Annotated in this window: 17 protein-coding genes and 1 pseudogene; 13 read left to right on the forward strand and 5 right to left on the reverse strand. The window is 65.0% G+C overall.

Going from position 1 to position 16442, the window contains the following annotated elements; genetic code table 11:
• Positions 1–204: 204 nt before the first annotated feature.
• The 3 genes from OJF58_RS20805 to OJF58_RS20815 are packed head-to-tail and all read right to left on the reverse strand — an operon-like array spanning position 205 to position 3038.
• On the reverse strand, positions 205–696 hold the full coding sequence (locus OJF58_RS20805; protein WP_300779656.1) for a DUF6306 domain-containing protein: 492 nt from the start codon (positions 694–696) through the stop codon (positions 205–207).
• The gene (locus OJF58_RS20810; RefSeq protein ID WP_300779657.1) at positions 693–1820 is read right to left on the reverse strand and encodes an amidohydrolase/deacetylase family metallohydrolase; all 1128 of its coding nucleotides are present in this window, start codon (positions 1818–1820) and stop codon (positions 693–695) included. Before OJF58_RS20810 ends, OJF58_RS20805 begins: the two co-directional genes overlap by 4 nt.
• A gap of 6 nt (positions 1821–1826) precedes the next feature.
• The gene (locus OJF58_RS20815; RefSeq protein ID WP_300785334.1) at positions 1827–3038 is read right to left on the reverse strand and encodes a winged helix-turn-helix domain-containing protein; all 1212 of its coding nucleotides are present in this window, start codon (positions 3036–3038) and stop codon (positions 1827–1829) included.
• Between the two features lie 261 nt (positions 3039–3299).
• Between OJF58_RS20815 and OJF58_RS20820 the strand changes: the two genes are divergently transcribed.
• A complete protein-coding gene (locus OJF58_RS20820) occupies positions 3300–4040 on the forward strand; it encodes an SDR family oxidoreductase (protein ID WP_300779658.1) in 741 nt (246 codons plus the stop codon).
• On the opposite strand, the gene OJF58_RS20825 is transcribed toward OJF58_RS20820, so the two are convergent.
• Positions 3997–5241, reverse strand: coding sequence for an amidohydrolase family protein (locus tag OJF58_RS20825; RefSeq protein WP_366526791.1), 1245 nt, complete (start codon positions 5239–5241; stop codon positions 3997–3999). The two genes, OJF58_RS20820 and OJF58_RS20825, sit on opposite strands and share 44 nt — an antisense overlap.
• Before the next feature lie 51 nt (positions 5242–5292).
• Between OJF58_RS20825 and OJF58_RS20830 the strand changes: the two genes are divergently transcribed.
• From OJF58_RS20830 to OJF58_RS20880, 11 genes and pseudogenes are all read left to right on the forward strand, one after another.
• Positions 5293–6063 carry a metallophosphoesterase family protein gene (locus OJF58_RS20830; protein ID WP_300779660.1) on the forward strand — a complete coding sequence of 257 codons (771 nt, stop codon included), beginning with the start codon at positions 5293–5295 and terminating at the stop codon, positions 6061–6063.
• Between the two features lie 674 nt (positions 6064–6737).
• Positions 6738–8057 (forward strand): outer membrane beta-barrel protein, encoded by a 1320-nt coding sequence (locus tag OJF58_RS20835; RefSeq protein WP_300779661.1) that lies wholly within the window; start codon positions 6738–6740, stop codon positions 8055–8057.
• A gap of 183 nt (positions 8058–8240) precedes the next feature.
• A complete protein-coding gene (locus tag OJF58_RS20840; protein WP_300779662.1) occupies positions 8241–8435 on the forward strand; it encodes a hypothetical protein in 195 nt (64 codons plus the stop codon).
• A 15-nt stretch (positions 8436–8450) separates the two neighbouring features.
• Complete coding sequence (locus tag OJF58_RS20845) at positions 8451–8675, forward strand: MAPEG family protein (RefSeq protein ID WP_300785336.1); 225 nt, start codon at positions 8451–8453, stop codon at positions 8673–8675.
• A gap of 183 nt (positions 8676–8858) precedes the next feature.
• Positions 8859–10208, forward strand: a complete 1350-nt coding sequence (locus OJF58_RS20850; RefSeq protein ID WP_300779663.1) for a substrate-binding protein — start codon at positions 8859–8861, stop codon at positions 10206–10208.
• A 52-nt stretch (positions 10209–10260) separates the two neighbouring features.
• Positions 10261–11136 carry a branched-chain amino acid ABC transporter permease gene (locus OJF58_RS20855; protein ID WP_300779664.1) on the forward strand — a complete coding sequence of 292 codons (876 nt, stop codon included), beginning with the start codon at positions 10261–10263 and terminating at the stop codon, positions 11134–11136.
• Positions 11137–11149: 13 nt separating this feature from the next.
• A complete protein-coding gene (locus OJF58_RS20860; RefSeq protein ID WP_300779665.1) occupies positions 11150–12982 on the forward strand; it encodes a branched-chain amino acid ABC transporter ATP-binding protein/permease in 1833 nt (610 codons plus the stop codon).
• Positions 12979–13677, forward strand: coding sequence for an ABC transporter ATP-binding protein (locus OJF58_RS20865; protein WP_300779666.1), 699 nt, complete (start codon positions 12979–12981; stop codon positions 13675–13677). Before OJF58_RS20860 ends, OJF58_RS20865 begins: the two co-directional genes overlap by 4 nt.
• Positions 13678–13736: 59 nt before the next feature.
• Positions 13737–14562: pseudogene (locus tag OJF58_RS20870) on the forward strand (oxygenase MpaB family protein).
• Positions 14562–14912, forward strand: coding sequence for an ArsC family reductase (locus tag OJF58_RS20875; RefSeq protein ID WP_300785337.1), 351 nt, complete (start codon positions 14562–14564; stop codon positions 14910–14912). The pseudogene OJF58_RS20870 and the gene OJF58_RS20875 overlap by 1 nt, the downstream one beginning before the upstream one ends.
• Positions 14913–15059: 147 nt before the next feature.
• Entirely contained in the window at positions 15060–15284 is a 225-nt protein-coding gene (locus OJF58_RS20880) for a bacteriocin (protein WP_300779667.1), read from the forward strand.
• A 10-nt stretch (positions 15285–15294) separates the two neighbouring features.
• On the opposite strand, the gene OJF58_RS20885 is transcribed toward OJF58_RS20880, so the two are convergent.
• Positions 15295–15627, reverse strand: coding sequence for a DUF2794 domain-containing protein (locus OJF58_RS20885; RefSeq protein ID WP_300779668.1), 333 nt, complete (start codon positions 15625–15627; stop codon positions 15295–15297).
• Between the two features lie 119 nt (positions 15628–15746).
• Here OJF58_RS20885 and OJF58_RS20890 point away from each other — a divergent pair, with 119 nt between their 5' ends.
• A complete protein-coding gene (locus OJF58_RS20890) occupies positions 15747–16439 on the forward strand; it encodes a tetratricopeptide repeat protein (protein ID WP_300779669.1) in 693 nt (230 codons plus the stop codon).
• Positions 16440–16442: the final 3 nt, after the last annotated feature.

Below are 16442 nucleotides of genomic sequence, written 5' to 3' on the forward strand. Positions count from 1 at the left end.
TCCTCGAGAGCGGGCGGTAGCGGTCGAGCGGGGAGGGTGGCGTCGCTGAGCGGGGGGCAGGGGCGGCGCCAAGGACTCGACCTATCGATCCAACGCTATCACTTCCAAAAAGGTTGCCGGCGGGGTCGGCTAAAGTTGTGCCGCCGCGCGCATTGCCGCCGGACAGTCAATTCCAATGCATTGTGAGCGGGTTAGGATCGAATCCTAAGAGGTCTCCAGAGCCTTGCGAGCGCGCTCGATGTTGGCCTCGTGGGCTTGCAGCATCTCCTGGAGGTCGCGATGGAGGGCATCGTCCCGCACCTTGGGCAGCATCTCGCCCAGCTTGCGCACGACCCAGGCCTGGCCGCGATTGAGGAAGGCGATGCGCTCGCGCAGGTCCTGGATGGCCAGCGCCTTTTCCTGGAAGGCGCCGACTTTGGCCGAGGCCGGGGCGCCAAGCGCCTTGAGCTGCTTGAAAAGCATGGCGCACCAGCGCGCCTCGTCGTGATGGACGTCGCGCAGAAGCGCCGCGAACGGCGTCCCTGCCGCTGCCTCGGCGCTGCGCAGCGCGACGCCGGTGCCGGCGCGTTCGGCCTCCAGCAGCTCGTTCAGGAAGGCCGCAATCTCGTCTCGACTGGCGAAGCCCATGTAGGTGTCGTCGGCCTCGTGCGCGAGGCAGGCTGGCGAGCTCGGCTGGTTCTCGGGATTCCTGGTCATGACGGATGCCACCAGCGGCCCGCCAGCACGACGCCGGCCGACAACAGCCGCTCGTCTCCTATCATGCGCTCGCCGACCGCGTCGGCATAGTCGAACGTTCCGCTCTTCAGATCGATCACGGTGGCGTCGCCGATAGCGCCTGTCTCGAGTGTGCCCAGATCCGGTCGTCGTATGGCCGACGCCGCGCCGACGGTGGCGAGCTTGACCACCGTGGGCAGGTCGACGCCCAGGCACAGGAACTTCGACATGGTGGTGAGAAGGTCGAAAGCAGGTCCGTCGATCGAGAGCGCATGCACGTCCGAGGATATCACGTCAGGCAGGAAGCCGGCTGCCAGCATGCCGCGGGTCGTGCCGAAGCCGAACGAGCCACTGCCATGGCCGATGTCGAAGATCACGCCGCGCTGGCGTGACGCCAGAATCTCCGCGCGCACTTTGCCGTCCGGCCGCACCGGGGCATTGGGGAACGGCCGGAAGCAGTGCGTGAGAATGTCGCCTTTGCGCAGCCGGCTCACCACCTCGTGGCGAGCCGGCGGCGGCGCGTCGAGATGCGCCATCAGCGGCAGGCCCGTCTCCTCGGCCACGTCGAGTGCGATATCGAGCGGCATGATGCCCGAGTCCCCGCTCGCCGATCTGCCCACGCGCACCTTGATGCCGAGCACCAGGTCCTTGTGCTCGCGCGCCACGCGCACCGCCTCGCGGGCATCGAGCAGGCGCATGTCGGCACCCTCGCCGACCATCACCGTCCTCGAGAAGGCGAAGATGCCGGCGAAGGAGACGTTGAGAAAGGGCAGGATGCGCACGGGCGAGCGCTCGATGACATGCCGCCGGAAGCCGTGGAAATTGCCCGGGCCCGCACTGCCGGCATCGACAAAGGTGGTGACGCCGCCAGTGCGCGCCAGCAACTCGGCCTCGACGCCGAGCGAGGTGCCGCCCCAATAGACGTGCGTATGCAGGTCGATCAGGCCGGGGCAGACGATCTTGCCCGCGATGTCGCGAACGTCCTTGCCGGCCAGTCCGTCGCCGATCGCCGCCACCTTGCCGCCGGCGAAGGCGATATCCGCCGTCTTGTCCAGTCCCTGCGACGGATCGACGATGCGCCCGCCCTTCAACACCAGATCGTTCATTCCTTCTCACCCTCTCATCGCGCGGCCCAGCGAACCGGTCCGCGGCAGTGAAACATCTTCCAGCCCGAGCCAGTCCGCCATCAGCCGCAGCTCCTCGCGCAATGGCGCTGCGACGTGGCGCGCCTCGACGCCCGGCTCGAGATGTGCGGCGTGGACCAGCAAACGGCTGCTGGGACGATCGGCCTTGAGATCGACACGCGCCATCAGCCGATCGTCCAGCAGAAACGGCAGCACATAGTAGCCGTGCTTGCGCTTGGCGAGCGGCGTGTAGATCTCGATGCGATAGAAGAAGTCGAACAGCCGGTGCGTCCGGGCGCGTTCCCAGATCAACGGATCGAAAGGCGCGAGCAGTGCGCGGGCCTCGATCCGGCGCGGTTGACGGGCTGTCGGATCGAGATAGGCCGGCTTGCTCCAGCCCTCGACCTCCACCGGCAGCAGATCGCCCGACTCGACCAGCTGGCCGAGCCGTGCCCTGGTATCGGCGACGCCGAGGCGGAAATAATCGCGCAGATCGCCTTCCGTGGCGACGCCCAGTGCCCGCGCCGACATCCGCAGCAGCGCACGCTGCGCCTCCTCGGCGGCGGGTGTCGGCAGGTCGAGCACTTCCTCGGGGAGGACGCGCTCGGTCAGATCGTAGACGCGCTCGAAGGTGCCGCGCCGTGTGGCGGTCGTGACCTCGCCGGCGAAGAACAGCCACTCGAGGGCGAGCTTGCCGTCGTTCCACCCCCACCACGGCCCGCGGCGCTCGCCGCCATTGGAGAGTTCCGAGGCGGCGAGCGGGCCGCGGTCGGCAAGCTCGCGGCGGACCTCGCCGATGAAGGCGGCCTTCTCTCGCCGGAATTCGTGCAGCTTGCCTTTGCCGTCGCCGGCATTCGCCGCCGCGCGCTGCATGCGCCAGCGAAAGAGAGGGTGGGAGGAGAGCGGCAGCAGCGACGCCTCGTGCGCCCAGAACTCGAACAGCCGGCGCTGGCTCTTGCGGCCCCAGGCGGCGCGGTCGAGATGCTCGGCATCATAGTTGCCGAGGCGCGAGAAGAGGGGCAGGTAGTGCGCCCGCGCGAGCACATTCACCGAGTCGATCTGCAGAAGCCCGAGCCGCTCGATGGCGCGCTTGACATGGCCGGCATTGCTCCCGCCGTTGGGGCGAGAGACCCCAAAACCCTGTGCCGCGAGCGCGATGCGGCGCGCAGCGGCGGCCGATAGTCTGTGACGCTTCACCAGGAGACCTTATCTCGAAAAGGCGTGGATTGCCTGCTCGTCGCGCGACCATGCCACGGACGGATCAGCGTCATCCTGAACGGCCAGCCGGGGCGGCGGCATGGGCGACCGCGTTGTTCTATGCGCCGGCATGAATAAATGCAGCCGACGGCTTGAAGTATTGCCCCTCGACGGTGTGCCTCCTATTGTGACGCCCGTCCCCAACTTCGTATCAATCATTCATACCAAGCATATCAAGCAAAGGCGGAAAGAAGATCGCGCCTGATGTCGAGCATTGCTTCCCGCGCCGTTATCGTCACCGGCGGCAGCCGAGGCTTGGGCCTCGGGCTGATCGCCGACCTCGTGGCCAATGGTTATCGCGTCGCGACCTGCAGTCGAAGCTCGTCGCGGGAACTCGAGGATCTCGTGGCGACCGGCAGGGTGCTGTGGAAGAAGGGCACCGTGGGCGAGGCACGCGACGACGATGCCTTCTTTTCTGCGGCCGAGGCCTGGGCAGGGCCGGATGGCATCTGGGGCCTGGTGAACAACGCCGCCGTGTCGAGCGAAGGAATCCTGGCGACATTCCCCAACGTCGATTCCGAGCAGATCATCCAGACCAACCTCGTGGGCGCGCTTTATATGGCTCGCCTTGCTGCAGGCCACATGCTGCGTCGCACGACAGGCGGCCGCATCATCAACATCTCTTCGATCATCGGCCTGCGCGGCCACACCGGGCTCGCTGCCTATTCCGCCTCCAAGGCCGGCATGGACGGCATGACGCGTGCCCTCGCGCGCGAGATCGGCCGACGGCAGATCACGGTGAACTCGATCAACCCGGGCTATCTCGACACCGACGCTTCCTCGTCATTGCAGGAAGTGCAGCGCCGCCAGATCGTCAATCGCACCCCACTGGGGCGCCTGGGCCGCGTCGAGGACGTGTCGCCGGTGGTTCGCTTCCTGTTGAGCGACGATGCCTGCTTCATCACCGGTCAGTGCCTGGTTGTAGACGGGGGCGTGACCTGCTGACGGGCTGCTGGCGCTTTAGTTTCAGGAGCCGCGCCGCATTGCCGCCGAGGATCGCCGCCTTGTCGGCGGCCGTGAGCTTCGCGTCGCCGACGAACTGCACCGGCTCGTACATGCCCATGTCGAACGGATAGTCGGTACCCATCAGGATGTGGTCGCTGCCATATGTTCCGACGAGATACTCGAGCTGGCCCGGCTCGAACACGATCGTGTCGAAATACATCTTCTTGAGGTAGTGGCTGGGCTTGTGCTCGATGCAGAGTCGGCAGTCGCTGCGCGCGCCGTGCGCGTGGTCCATGCGTCCGGCATAGGCCGGGAGGAAGCCGCCGCCGTGGGCTACGCAGATCTTCAGCCCGGGATAGGTGTCGAGCACACCGGCGAAGATCAGGTGGCTCACGGCCACGGTCGAGTCGAGCGGGTTGCCGATGACGTTGCTGAAATAGTGCTGCGCGAGCCGCCGACCGTCGGTGAAGCCGCTGGGATGCAGGAAGATCAGGATGCCGAGCTCCTCGGCCTTGGCGAAGACCGGCCGGAACTGTTCCTCCGAAAGCTCGGCGCCGGCGACGTTGGTGCAGAGCTCGACCCCGCGCAGGCCGAGTTCCCTGACCAACCGCTCCATCTCGGCGACGGCGAATTCGGGCGCCTGCATTGGCACGGTGCCGAGACCGACCAGGCGGTCGGGGTGCTTCGCCACCGTGGCCGCGATGTTGTCGTTGATGAGACGAGCGACGTCGCGGCCGACCTCCGGCGGCGTCCAATAGTAGTACTGTGGCGGCGCCGGCGAGATCGCCTGGATGTCGACGCCCATCTTGTCCATGTCGGCGAGTCGCCGCTCGACCGACGTGAGCTGCGGCCGCACGGTCTCGGCCTGCGCCTTGTTCACCGCCCGCGTCGCCTCGTTCGAGAAGCGCACCTGCGGCTCGTCATGCGTCAGGCCGGCCTGCGCCACGAGTTCCACCGCGGCAGGGCTTAGAATGTGACAATGGATGTCGATGACCGGCCCGGCGGTCTTGCGGACAGCGCGTCGGGCCGCCGGAAGATGTGTCCCAGGTCGAGGCGAACAGGTATAGAGCATGGTTCCCTTCCGGTTGTCGGCAGCATAGTGGTCGACGTTATGAACGATTTTCCACAATGTATATCGGGGTATGTCGGATCGTCCTTGCGCAAAGAGGCCGGAAGTGCGGCCAAGGCCGGCGTACATCATCTCTGCGATGAGGCCGGTTTCGGGCCCCGGCCTTAGGGTGAGCGCAGGATTATGATCCTTGATCGGTTGTTTGGACGCAGGCCGGAAACCCTGCTGGGGGAGATCCCTCCCGGTGTGGCCGTCTACGCCATCGGCGACGTCCACGGTCGCTTCGATCTGCTGCAGGACTTGCTGGCGCGTATCGTCGATGACGCCGACCGGCATGCCGACGTCCGTCGCAACCTGATCTTTTTGGGTGACTATATCGACCGCGGGCCCGAGAGCCGCAGTGTCGTCGAGGCGCTCCTGCAGGACCCGTTGCCCGGCTTCGCGACGATCCGTCTGATGGGCAACCACGAGGAGGCCTTCCTCGCCTTCCTCGACGGCAAGACCGATGGCCTCGACTGGCTGGCGTATGGCGGCCTCGAAACGCTGATGTCCTATGGCGTGTCCCTGCGCCATCTGCCGCGGACCGAGGACGCGGTGGGGGCGCTTAGGCGGTCGGTGGCGGCGTCTGTTCCCGCGAGTCACATCGAGCTTTTGCGCCGCTGTGCTCTCTATCAATGTGTGGGCGATTACTTGTTCGTCCATGCGGGCGTCCGCCCCGGCGTGCCCCTCGAACAGCAGACGCCGGCCGATCTGCTGTGGATCCGCGACGACTTCCTGCGCAGCAAGGTGCCGCTGCCGGAGCACGTGGTCGTGCACGGTCACACGATCTGCGACTTCCCGCAGGATCGGCGGCACCGCATCAACATCGACACCGGCGCCTTCGCCAGCGGTCGGTTGACCTGTCTGGTGCTGCGCGGGGCGGGCCGCCGATTCATCTCGACGACCGATCGCTGACGCCCCGTTGCTACAGCCTCCACAGGGTGACGCCGGGCGGCACCGAGGTTCGGTCGAGAAGGGCGGGCACGTCGTCGACGAATCCGCCGGGTTTCAGGATGCTGCCGATCGCCGTCGACGCCGCGCCCAGAGGCTTGAGGTCCGGATGCTTGCTGGGATCGATCGAGTCGGGACGGTAACCATATGAAAGTCGGCGTCTCGCAGGTCTTCTGCAGTCTATGTGAAACGCAATGTCGGGGCATGCAAATCGGCGTCCCGGACTTCGCCGGTCCGGTCCCAGCCTTTCGAGAGTTCAGCAATACAGCCGCCGTCGGCATCGAACGCGACAACTGACGCTCCTGCCTTGGCGAAGGTCGCTTCAACAGGCAGGCAAACACAGCCCAAACCCGTCACAGGAATGCATTGTTCGGTGCGCCTGTCCGCCCTTACCCGGCGCCGTCAGAACTCTCGACATGCTGCCAAATGTCACTAGACGGACCTGGGAATGGCTACAGTTGAGGCGAATCCGCCAGCTTTTCCGACTACTTAGTTGGGCTGGCGCGTCAAACCAGTTCTCTTTGGCCGCGGTTCATATTAAAGTCTTTGCACACTACGAAGTGCAGGGAACTGTGATGAAAATTGGGGAGACTACCAGTCGTCTCTTGCCCTTCCCCTCAGGGCAGAGCGTAAGGGCCTTGGCGCGGTTGGCAAAACGTTCCTTGTGCTGGGAGATCGCGGCGCTCGCGATCGTCGGCTGGAGTGGGAGCGTCCTTGCCCAGACCCCGTACGGGACCGCAGCGCCCGAACAGCGATATGCGCCGCCGCCGGGTCAGGATTTTCAGAACCCGCGGGAGGCGGCGGCCGAGAACTACAATCCGCCGGGAGTGAGAGTGGGCTCCTTCCTTCTCTTCCCCACGCTCGAGTTGGACGAGGCCTATACCGACAACATCTATGCCTCATCATCCCAACGAGTCGGAAGCTTCATCCAGCTCGTGAATCCGAGCCTGCAATTGCGCTCGCAATGGGGACAGCACGCGCTGAACTTCTTCGCCCGAGGCAGCTTCGGCTTCTACAGCGCCGATGCGACCCAGAATTATCAGGACATCCAAGCCGGCTTCGATGGTCGCTACGACATCACTCCGGAGTCCAATTTCTATGGCGGTGCGACTTACACCCGTGCACACTACTTCCCGGGCACCCCAAATGCCGTGATCGGCCCCTTTCCGGTCTCCATATACAACCAGTACACGGCGAACGCCGGCTACTTTCAGCAGTTTGGGCGCTTTCGGGCCCGCCTGGACGGTCAATTCGACGCCTACGACTACCTCAACAACGGGCAGGGTCCTAACCAAGGCTTCAGTTTCAATAGCGATTTCAATCGCATCGAGCTGCGAGAAAGCCTGCGAATTGGGTACGAATTCCTGCCGGGCTACGAGATCTGGACGAGAGGCGGCCTAAATCAGCGGCGTTACCAAAACAATCCGGACTCCTCCGGTCTTTTTCACAATTCGTCCGGCTTCGAGGTCGTCGGCGGCTTTGCCGTCCAGATCAGCACCATCACCTCGTTCGAGGTATTCGCCGGCTATATTCAGCAGAACTATGTCGATCCGGCGTTCCCCACGATCAGCGTCCCGACCTTTGGCCTGACCGGCTACTGGAGCCCGCTCCGGCAACTGCTCGTGAAGCCGTATATTCGCCGGACTATCGACGAATCGTCGTTGTCGACCGCATCGGCCTACATCAACACGAGCGGCGGTCTGGACGTGAGCTACAATTTCCTACCCAACGTCCGCCTCGACGGCCATGCCGATTATTCGGTAGCCGATTACCAGATCGCCGTCGGGGAACAGGGCCGCTATGATCAATACTGGACGATTCGTGCCGGCGTGACCTACCAGCCGACGCCCAATTTCTTCATCGGGCCGAGCTACCAGTTCATCCATCGAACATCCAATCAGGTCGGATTGGACTACGACGCCAACCAGATCATGCTCCGCTTGGGCGCGCAGCTCTGACAGCGCTCCGTCGATTAGGCTGCGGATCGCTGCGCGGATGCTGACACTGTCGTCCGCGCGGTAGGCGGCGGCGATAATGGTCGCCCACCCGCCTCGCTTGGCGCCTGCGACGACATGGCAGCGGTAAACGGCGACCTTACCAATACATACTGTTTGTATGTAGATCGGTAAGCGAGGAACGTCGTGACGAACCTGAATCCGTCTGCGGTGTCGATCCTGCACGCCGTCCTCGGCATGGGGCTGCTTTCGCTGGTCATGGCGGGCTGGATGGGAGCAACGCGCCTGCCGGCGATGCGCCGGGCAGGCCTCTGCCTGCAGGACGCCGCCCACACGGTCGACCTGCATGCCCGGCTTCCGTCAGCCGCACGACGCGTTTAGGACAACTACAATCATCTGTTCGAGGCGCCGACCGTGTTCTACGCGGTGGCGCTCGTGGTGGTGGTCGCCGGAATCGCGGATCCCCTGTACGCAGGCTGCGCTTGGGCGTTTCTCGTCCTTCGTGTCCTGCACTCGGTGGTGCAGGCGACGGTCAATCTCGTGCCGCTGAGGTTGCTGCTTTTCGTCCTTTCCTGGGCCGCGCTCGTCCCCATGATCGTCTGTCCGCTATGGACGCTTTGAACGGCCTTGGCCTTCGGTCTCGATCGACCTTCGACCAAGGTCGCATTGACGAGGCAACAATATACCGCACAACTTGTGCAGCCTGAGACAGTCGGTCTGACGGGACGGAAAGGGCTGGCCTCGGGACGTGGAGTTTCGCAATTCGAGCTCAAGACTCGGATGCACGCACAGGAGGAAACAGAGATGACACAGCGTGTCCATTCCAATGCCTTGTCGCGGCGCGGGCTGCTTCAGGCGAGCACGGCTTTGGCCGGCGCGTCGCTGGCCGCACCGTTCCTGGCGCTTCCCGCACTCGCCGAGGACCATCCGGCGATCGGCACCTATCCGGCCGGTTCGAGCGGCTCGTCGGTCTTTGTCGGCATCACATGCCCGCGTACCGGCACCTATGCGGTGCAGGGAGAGGACGAGATCAAGGGCTGCGAGCTCGCGATCGAGCATATCAACAGCGGCCACCCGCTGATCAAGGCGATCTCACCCAAGACGACGAAGGGCGTGCTCGGCAAGGAAGTGAAATACGGCATCGCCGATGATGGTGCAAAGCCGAACAGCGCGGTGCAGAATATTTCGCGCTTCATCACCGAGGACAAGGCGGTGGTGTTCACCGGCGGCACCTCGAGCGCCGTCGCGGTGGCGCTGAACAAGCTCGCGCAGCGCGAGAAGGTGCTCTACATGACGAGCATCTCCGGCTCCAACGATACGACCGGCAAGGATTGCGTGCGCTACGGCTTCCGTGAGTGCTTCTATGGCCAGACAGCCGCGGCAGGCGTCGGTCCGGTGCTGCTGAAGGCGTTCGGCAAAGGCAAGAAAGCCGCCTATCTGACGCCGGACTACACCTACGGCCACACCGTCCAGAAGTCGATGGAGGAGTTCCTCAACAAGAACGGCGGCTGGACGACCGCGACCAACCAGGTCGCGCCGCTCGGCGCGCCGGACTACAGCTCGTATCTCCTGAACGTCGTCAATTCCGGCGCCGACTTCCTGCTTAACATCAACTGGGGGCACGACGCGGTCCTGTCGATCCAGCAGGCCAAGCAGTTCGGCGTGCTCGGCAAGATGAAGCTCGTGGTGCCCTACCAGACGCCGTTCCTGGCGCGCGAGGTCGGTGCCGAGCTGACGCAGGGCGTCTATGCCGCGACGGATTTCTGGTGGAGCCTCGAGGACAAGTACCCCCTGGCCAAGATGTTCGTCGAGGCCTTCGACAAGAAATACGGCTACAAGCCGGAATGGGGAGCCAACGCCTGCTATCTGCAATTCGCCTTCTGGGCGAATGCCGTGGAGACGGCCGGCACTTTCTATCCGCCCGAGGTGATCAAGGTGCTCGAATCGGGCGCCAAGCTGCAGTCGACGGTCGGCGAGGTGCATTTCCGGCCCGAAGACCACCAGCTCGTCCGCCCCGTGATCATCGTCCGCGGCAAGAAGCCCGCCGACATGAAGAACAAGGAGGACTTCTGGGAGGTTCTCGAGGTTCTGCCCGGCGAGCCGCTGATGCAGAAGCCCGACGCCTTCGGCTGCAAGCTCGGCGCCTACACCTGACGTTCGCGGCGGCGTCCGTGTTAGCGTACGGGACCGCCAATTGGGGTTGACGGTGTTTACGTGGGCTAATCTCGTCTCGCAAATGTTCAACGGCCTGGCGCTGGGGGCGCTGCTTGCGCTCATCAGCTCCGGGCTGACGATCATCTACGGCACGCTCGGCGTGCTGAACCTGGCGCACGGCGCCATGTTCATGCTGGGCGGCTACGCCGGCTACGTCGCATTCGACGCGACCGGCTCCTACATCGTCGCGGTGATTGCCGGCACGTTGTTCCTGCTGGTGGTGGGCGTGGTGATGGAGCGGGTGGTCATACGCCATTTCTACAGCCGCCCGCACGAGGATCAGCTCCTGGTCACATTCGGCCTCGGCATCTGTTTCGTCGAGGCGGTCCGTTTCTTCTTCTCGAGCCTGACGAAGACCGTGCCGGCGCCGCCCTTGCTGTCGGGCATCACCTCGCTCGGCTTCATGTTCTACCCGACCTACCGCCTGGCCGTCGTCGGCATCGTGGCGGTGGCCCTGATCGTTCTCTACTTCGTCCTCTATCGCACGCGTCTCGGCATGATCGTCCGTGCCGGCATCGAGGACTCGGTGATGGTCGATTCGCTGGGGATCGACGTCCACAAGGTATTCATGGTCGTGTTCGGCATCGGCGCGATGGCCGCGGGCTTCGCCGGTATCGTGAATGCGCCGGTGGTGTCGCTCACGCCCGACGTCGGCGAGGCGATCCTGGTGCAGACCTTCGTCGTGGTGGTGATCGGCGGCGTCGGATCTTTCCCGGGCGCGGTGCTCGGCGGCCTGATCGCGGGCGAAATCATCAGCATCACCTCGATGATCGATCCGGGCTACGCCTATGTCATGCTCTTCGCCGCGATGACCCTCGTCCTGCTGGTGCGGCCACACGGCCTGCTCGGCGCGCGAGGTCGCGAATGAACGGTGGCGTCTGATGTATGGTCGGCGTCGCTCCCTGGTCGAGCTGCTGACTGCGATCGGCCTGATCGCGGCGCCGTTCGTGTTGCCCTATCTCGATTTCGCCCCCAACACCGTGAACCGCATCCTGGTGTGGGGCCTGTTCGGCATCGGCTTCGACATCCTGTTCGGCTACACCGGTCTCCTGTCGTTCGGCCAGTCGGCGTTCTACGGCACGGGCGGTTTCGTCGCCGCCTACCTGCTCACCCGGGCGGGCTTTCCTCATGTGGTGCTCGCGCTGGTCATCGGCATGATCGCTGCCGCCGTGGTCGGCTACCTGGTCGGGCTGATCGCACTGCGGCGCACCGGCATCTACTTCGCGATGATCACGGTCGCCATCGCCGAGGTGTTCTACTTCGTGGAGTTCAATCCGCTGGCGGCGTGGACCGGCGGCGAGAACGGCTTGCCGGGTGTTCCGGCGCCGAGCCTTAATCTCGGCTTCTTCTCGCTGCACTTCACGACGGGCTGGTCGCTCTATCCGTTTCTCGCCTTCTTCTACTTCATCGGCATCGTGATAGCGTTGCGCATCGTCCGCTCGCCGGTCGGCGCGATCCTGACCGCGATCCGGGAGAACCCGCTGCGGGCAGCGGCGGTCGGCCACAACGTCCATGCCTACAAGCTGACGGCCTTCGTCATTGCCGCGGCCTATGCCGGCCTGGCCGGCGGCCTGCTGGGCGTGCTGCAGGCCTTCATGCCGCCCGAGGCCTTCACCTTCGACACGTCCGGCCAGCTCGTGATGCAGACCGCGATCGGCGGCCGCGCCACGCTGTTCGGGCCGTTGGTCGGCGCCGCGGTCTGGCTTTATCTTCAGGATTTCCTGCAGGCGACCGTCGGCCTCGGTGCGGCGTGGAAGCTGGTGCTGGGGCTGGTGTTCGTGCTGTTGGTCTGCTTCCTGCGCCAGGGCATCATCGGCGGCCTGAGGGACCTCTACCGGCTCGGCTCCAGGCGGGGCGGGCCTGCGAGCGAAGCCCCCGAGGAATCGGTTCCGGCGGCGATGTCGGTGGGCGCCGCGGCGACGCCGCTGCCGGTCCATCATCGCGTCGCCGAACCGGCCGCCGGCCCGATCCTGAAGGCGACCGGCGTCAGCAAGCGCTATGGCGGCCTGCTGGCCAACAGCGACATCGACTTTGCCGTCGAGCAGGGCGAGCTGCGCGGCATCATCGGCCCCAACGGCGCCGGCAAGACGACCTTCTTCAAGATGTTGACCTGCGAGGTCGAGCCGACCTCGGGCAAGATCGAGTTCGCGGGTCGCGACATCACCGGCATGGGCGTTACCGACGTCTGCCAGCTCGGCCTCACCAAGAGCTATCAGGTGAACCAGCTCTTCTCCCGCCTGACGGTGCGCGAGAACCTGCAGATCTCGGCCCTTGCCGACTTGCGGGGCAAGTTCCGTCTCGACCTCTTCCGCAATCCCCTCCGCATCCCGGGGCTTGGCGACCAGATCGAGCACACGCTCGAGCTCGTGAACCTGGCGCACCGCGCCGACGTGCCGGTCGCGCAGCTCGCCTATGGCGAGAAGCGGCGGCTGGAGATCGGCCTGGCGCTCGCGACATCGCCCAGTCTTCTGCTGCTCGACGAGCCGTTGGCCGGCATGAGCCCGCAGGAGCGGGTGGAGACCGTGAAGCTCCTGAAGTCGATCCGCCAGGGCCGGACCATGATCGTCATCGATCACGACATGGACGCCCTGTTCGAGCTGGCCGAGCGCGTCACGGTTCTGCAGGAGGGGCGTGTCCTGACGGAAGGCACGCCGGACGAGATCAAGGGCAACCCTGCCGTGCGCGAAGCCTATCTCGGAGGCGTGCTCGAATGAGCCTGCTCGAGGTCCAGGGACTGAACTCCTACTACGGCGATTCGCACATCCTGTTCGACGTCGCACTGCGTGTGGAGAAGAACGAGGTCGTGGCGTTGCTCGGCCGGAACGGGGCGGGCAAGAGCACCACGCTCAAGAGCCTGATGGGGGTGGTCACGCCGCGCTCCGGCAAGGTGATCTTCGACGGCCACGATATCGTCGGCCGCAAGAGCCACACCATCGCTCAGGCCGGCATCCAGCTCGTACACGAGGAGCGACGCATCTTCGGCAGCCTGAATGTCGAGGAGAACCTGATCCTGGCCGGACATACGGCGCCCGGACGCTGGCCGGTCGATCGCATCTGGGAAATGTTTCCGCGCCTGAAGGAACGGCGTGCGAGCCGCGGCACCGATCTTTCCGGCGGCGAGCAGCAGATGCTGGCCATCGCCCGCGCGCTGATCCGCGACCCCAAGATCGTCCTGCTCGACGAGCCGTTCGAGGGGCTGGCGCCGGTGATCGTGCATGATCTGATGAAAGCTTGTCGAAATCTCGCCGCGGCGGGCCAGACGATCGTGATCGTCGAGCAGAATCTCGCCGCGGTCCTTGCTCTCGCGCAGCGCGTCTACATCCTGAACAACGGCCACATGGCACACGAAAGCCCGGCCGCCGAGATCAAGGCCAATCCCGAGATTCTGCATCGGCATCTGGGCGTATAGGGCGAGGCGGCGAGCCGGTAGACCTCGGGCCGGGAATTTCCCATCTTGAGGCTATGCCCATGCTCGTCCTGCCGTTCCTCGACGCGCTTGCCCGCGACCTCGTCCAGCCGGCGGACGGGCCGACCGTGGACTTCACGCAGCCGCCGGGCGAGGCGGCCCTCGTTCCGGCGGATTCGGTATCGTGGCGGATCTTCAAGAACCCCGTGGCGCTGTTCGTCGGCGGCGTGGCGGCGGTGATTCTCGAGCTGGCCGATCCGGCGGTGCGCACCGGCGTCTGGGAGCATTCTTCCTTCCGTCGTGATCCTGTGCATCGCCTGCGTCGGACCGGACTTGCCGCCATGGTCACCGTCTATGGCGCCGGGAGCGCGGCCAGGGCGATGATCGGCCATGTCGTGCGCCTGCACGAGACGATCGTCGGCCGGACGCCGGCCGGCGAGGCCTATCGCGCTCGACAGGGAGGAGCTCGATCGGCTTTGCGAGGAGGGATTGACGGCGGCACGGCTCTACGGGGCGGTCAATGCACCAGCATCGCATGCGGCGCTGGAGCGGCTCTTCGAGTCCAAGCGCGACAGGCTCGAAGCCTCGCCGATCGTGTTCGAGTTCCTGGACATCATGCGGCGGGCGCCGGTCTTTCCCCTGGCATTGCGGCCACTGCAGGGCGCGCTGGTCCGCGCTGCGGTCGACCTCGTGCCTGGCTGGGTGCGCGAGCGCCTGGGCTTGTCGGCGTCTCTCGGCTTGCGCGTAGGGCAACGGCCGCTGGTCCGGCTGGCCGGGGCGCTTGCCGATCGGCTCATCCTGCGTTCCAGTCCGGCCGTGCAGTCCTGCCTCAGGCTCGGGCTGCCCGCGGACTATCTTTATCGACATCGACGGAGCGGAAAGAAGTGATCGCGAGACCCGCTGTCCTCTACGGCATCAAGAATTGCGATACGATGAAGAAGGCGCGCGCATGGCTCGACGCCAACGGCGTGGCCTATACCTTCCATGACTACAAGGTGCAGGGCATCGACCGCGTCCGCCTCGAGGGCTGGGCGAAGAAGGTGGGTTGGGAGGCACTGCTCAATCGCGCCGGGACGACCTTTCGCAGGCTGCCGGAGGCCGACAAGGAAGGTCTCGGCGAGAAGACGGCCCTCCGTCTGATGTTGGCTCAGCCTTCGATGATAAAGCGGCCCGTCCTCGAAGCCGGGGACGGGATTTTGGTCGGCTTCACGCCAGCCAAGTATGAAACCTTACGGTAAAATTTATTTTTTGAATCAAATAATTAAAACAGACACTTGACGTGAAGAATCAAAATCAGGAAGGTGACGGCCAATCCGGCCGCGTAAATGGCCGCAACAAAATTGCCAGCGGCCGCCCGGCCGCCTCTCCCTCTCGAGGTTCTGGCCATGAAAACAAAAGCTTTCGCCCTGATTCTCGTTCCTCTTGCCCTTTCCCTGTCCGCCTGCGGCGATAGCTGGGGTCAGCGCGCCGTGACCGGCGGCGCAATCGGCACGGGCGCCGGTCTCGCGGTCGGTGCGCTGGCCGGCTGGCCCTTGCTGGGCCCGGCGTTGGCCGGGGCAGCGCTGGGCGCCGGCATCGGCGCCGTCACGACGCCTGGCGGCGTCAAGTAGCGTCGCGGAGCTAAGCCAGCAGCAGCCTCAGCTTACGGTCGAAGACGCGCAGCACGTCTTCGAGACTGTCCCCGTGCGCCAGCTTGCGCGGCCCGTTATAGACCATGTAGGCCCCGCCCGGGCCGTGGCCCGGGACCTTGGCGATCGCGAACAAGGGTTGCTCGGCGGTATGACGAAAAATCGAGAAGATGGCCATGCCCGGCCGGAAATCGATGGCATAGTCGCGCCATTCGCCCGACGCCACCCGCAGGCTGTAGAGATTGAGCAGCCGGGACAACTCTCGGCGATCGAAGGAGACGATCCGGCGCGCCCTCCGGTCGGCGAGGCGGTAGAGATTGGTCATGCGGGCAGCGAGGGGGTCATGCCGTCTGGGCGAATTGTTGCAGATGGTTTTCCGAGGGTAAAGCCACCGATCCCCAGCGTGCGGCGTTCCATGGTTTGCCAAAGGTCGGGGTGACCGCTATGAACCCGCTGAAGCTGTTGATTTTCCGCAATAATCGGGAGTCTCGCGTGTCCGATCAGGCCGCCTTTCAGGAAATCGACGACGCCGTCCGGCAGGATGACCTCAAAGCCTGGTGGAAACGCTACGGGACTTGGGTGGTGGCCGCGGGAGTGGCGCTCGTCGTCGTTGCCGCCGGACTGGTCGGCTGGCGGCAGTATCAGAACGCGCAGCGGGCCACGGCGGGAGCAGCCTATGCCTCGGCCCTCGCCCTGATCGGCAAGGACAATGCGGCGGCCCGCGCCGCATTCGACAGGCAGGCCGCGAACGCGGCCGAGCCCTATCGCTCGCTGGCTGCCCTGATCGCGGCGCAGATGCGCGACAAGCCCGAGGAGCAGGTTGGCACGCTCCGCGACCTCGCGCCGAAGCTGCCGGGAGAACTGTCCGAGCTTGCGCAGGTGATCGCCGGCTATCGCAGCATCGACACGCCGAAGGCCGACGAGACGGTCGCCGCTCTCGGGCCCATATCGGGCGTCGATCACGCCTTCCATGGCAGCATCCTCGAGCTGCAGGCGTTGCAGGCTTTCCGCAAGGGCGACGCGAAGCGGGCCAAGGAGCTGTGGGCCGAGATCATCAAGGATCCGGCTGCTTCGTCAGGCACGGTGCAGCGCGCACAGGCGATGCTCAATCTTTCCGACGAGCAGGGAACCAAATAGGCG

The sequence above is a fragment of the Enhydrobacter sp. genome, from assembly GCF_030246845.1.
Taxonomy (GTDB): Bacteria; Pseudomonadota; Alphaproteobacteria; order Reyranellales; family Reyranellaceae; genus Reyranella.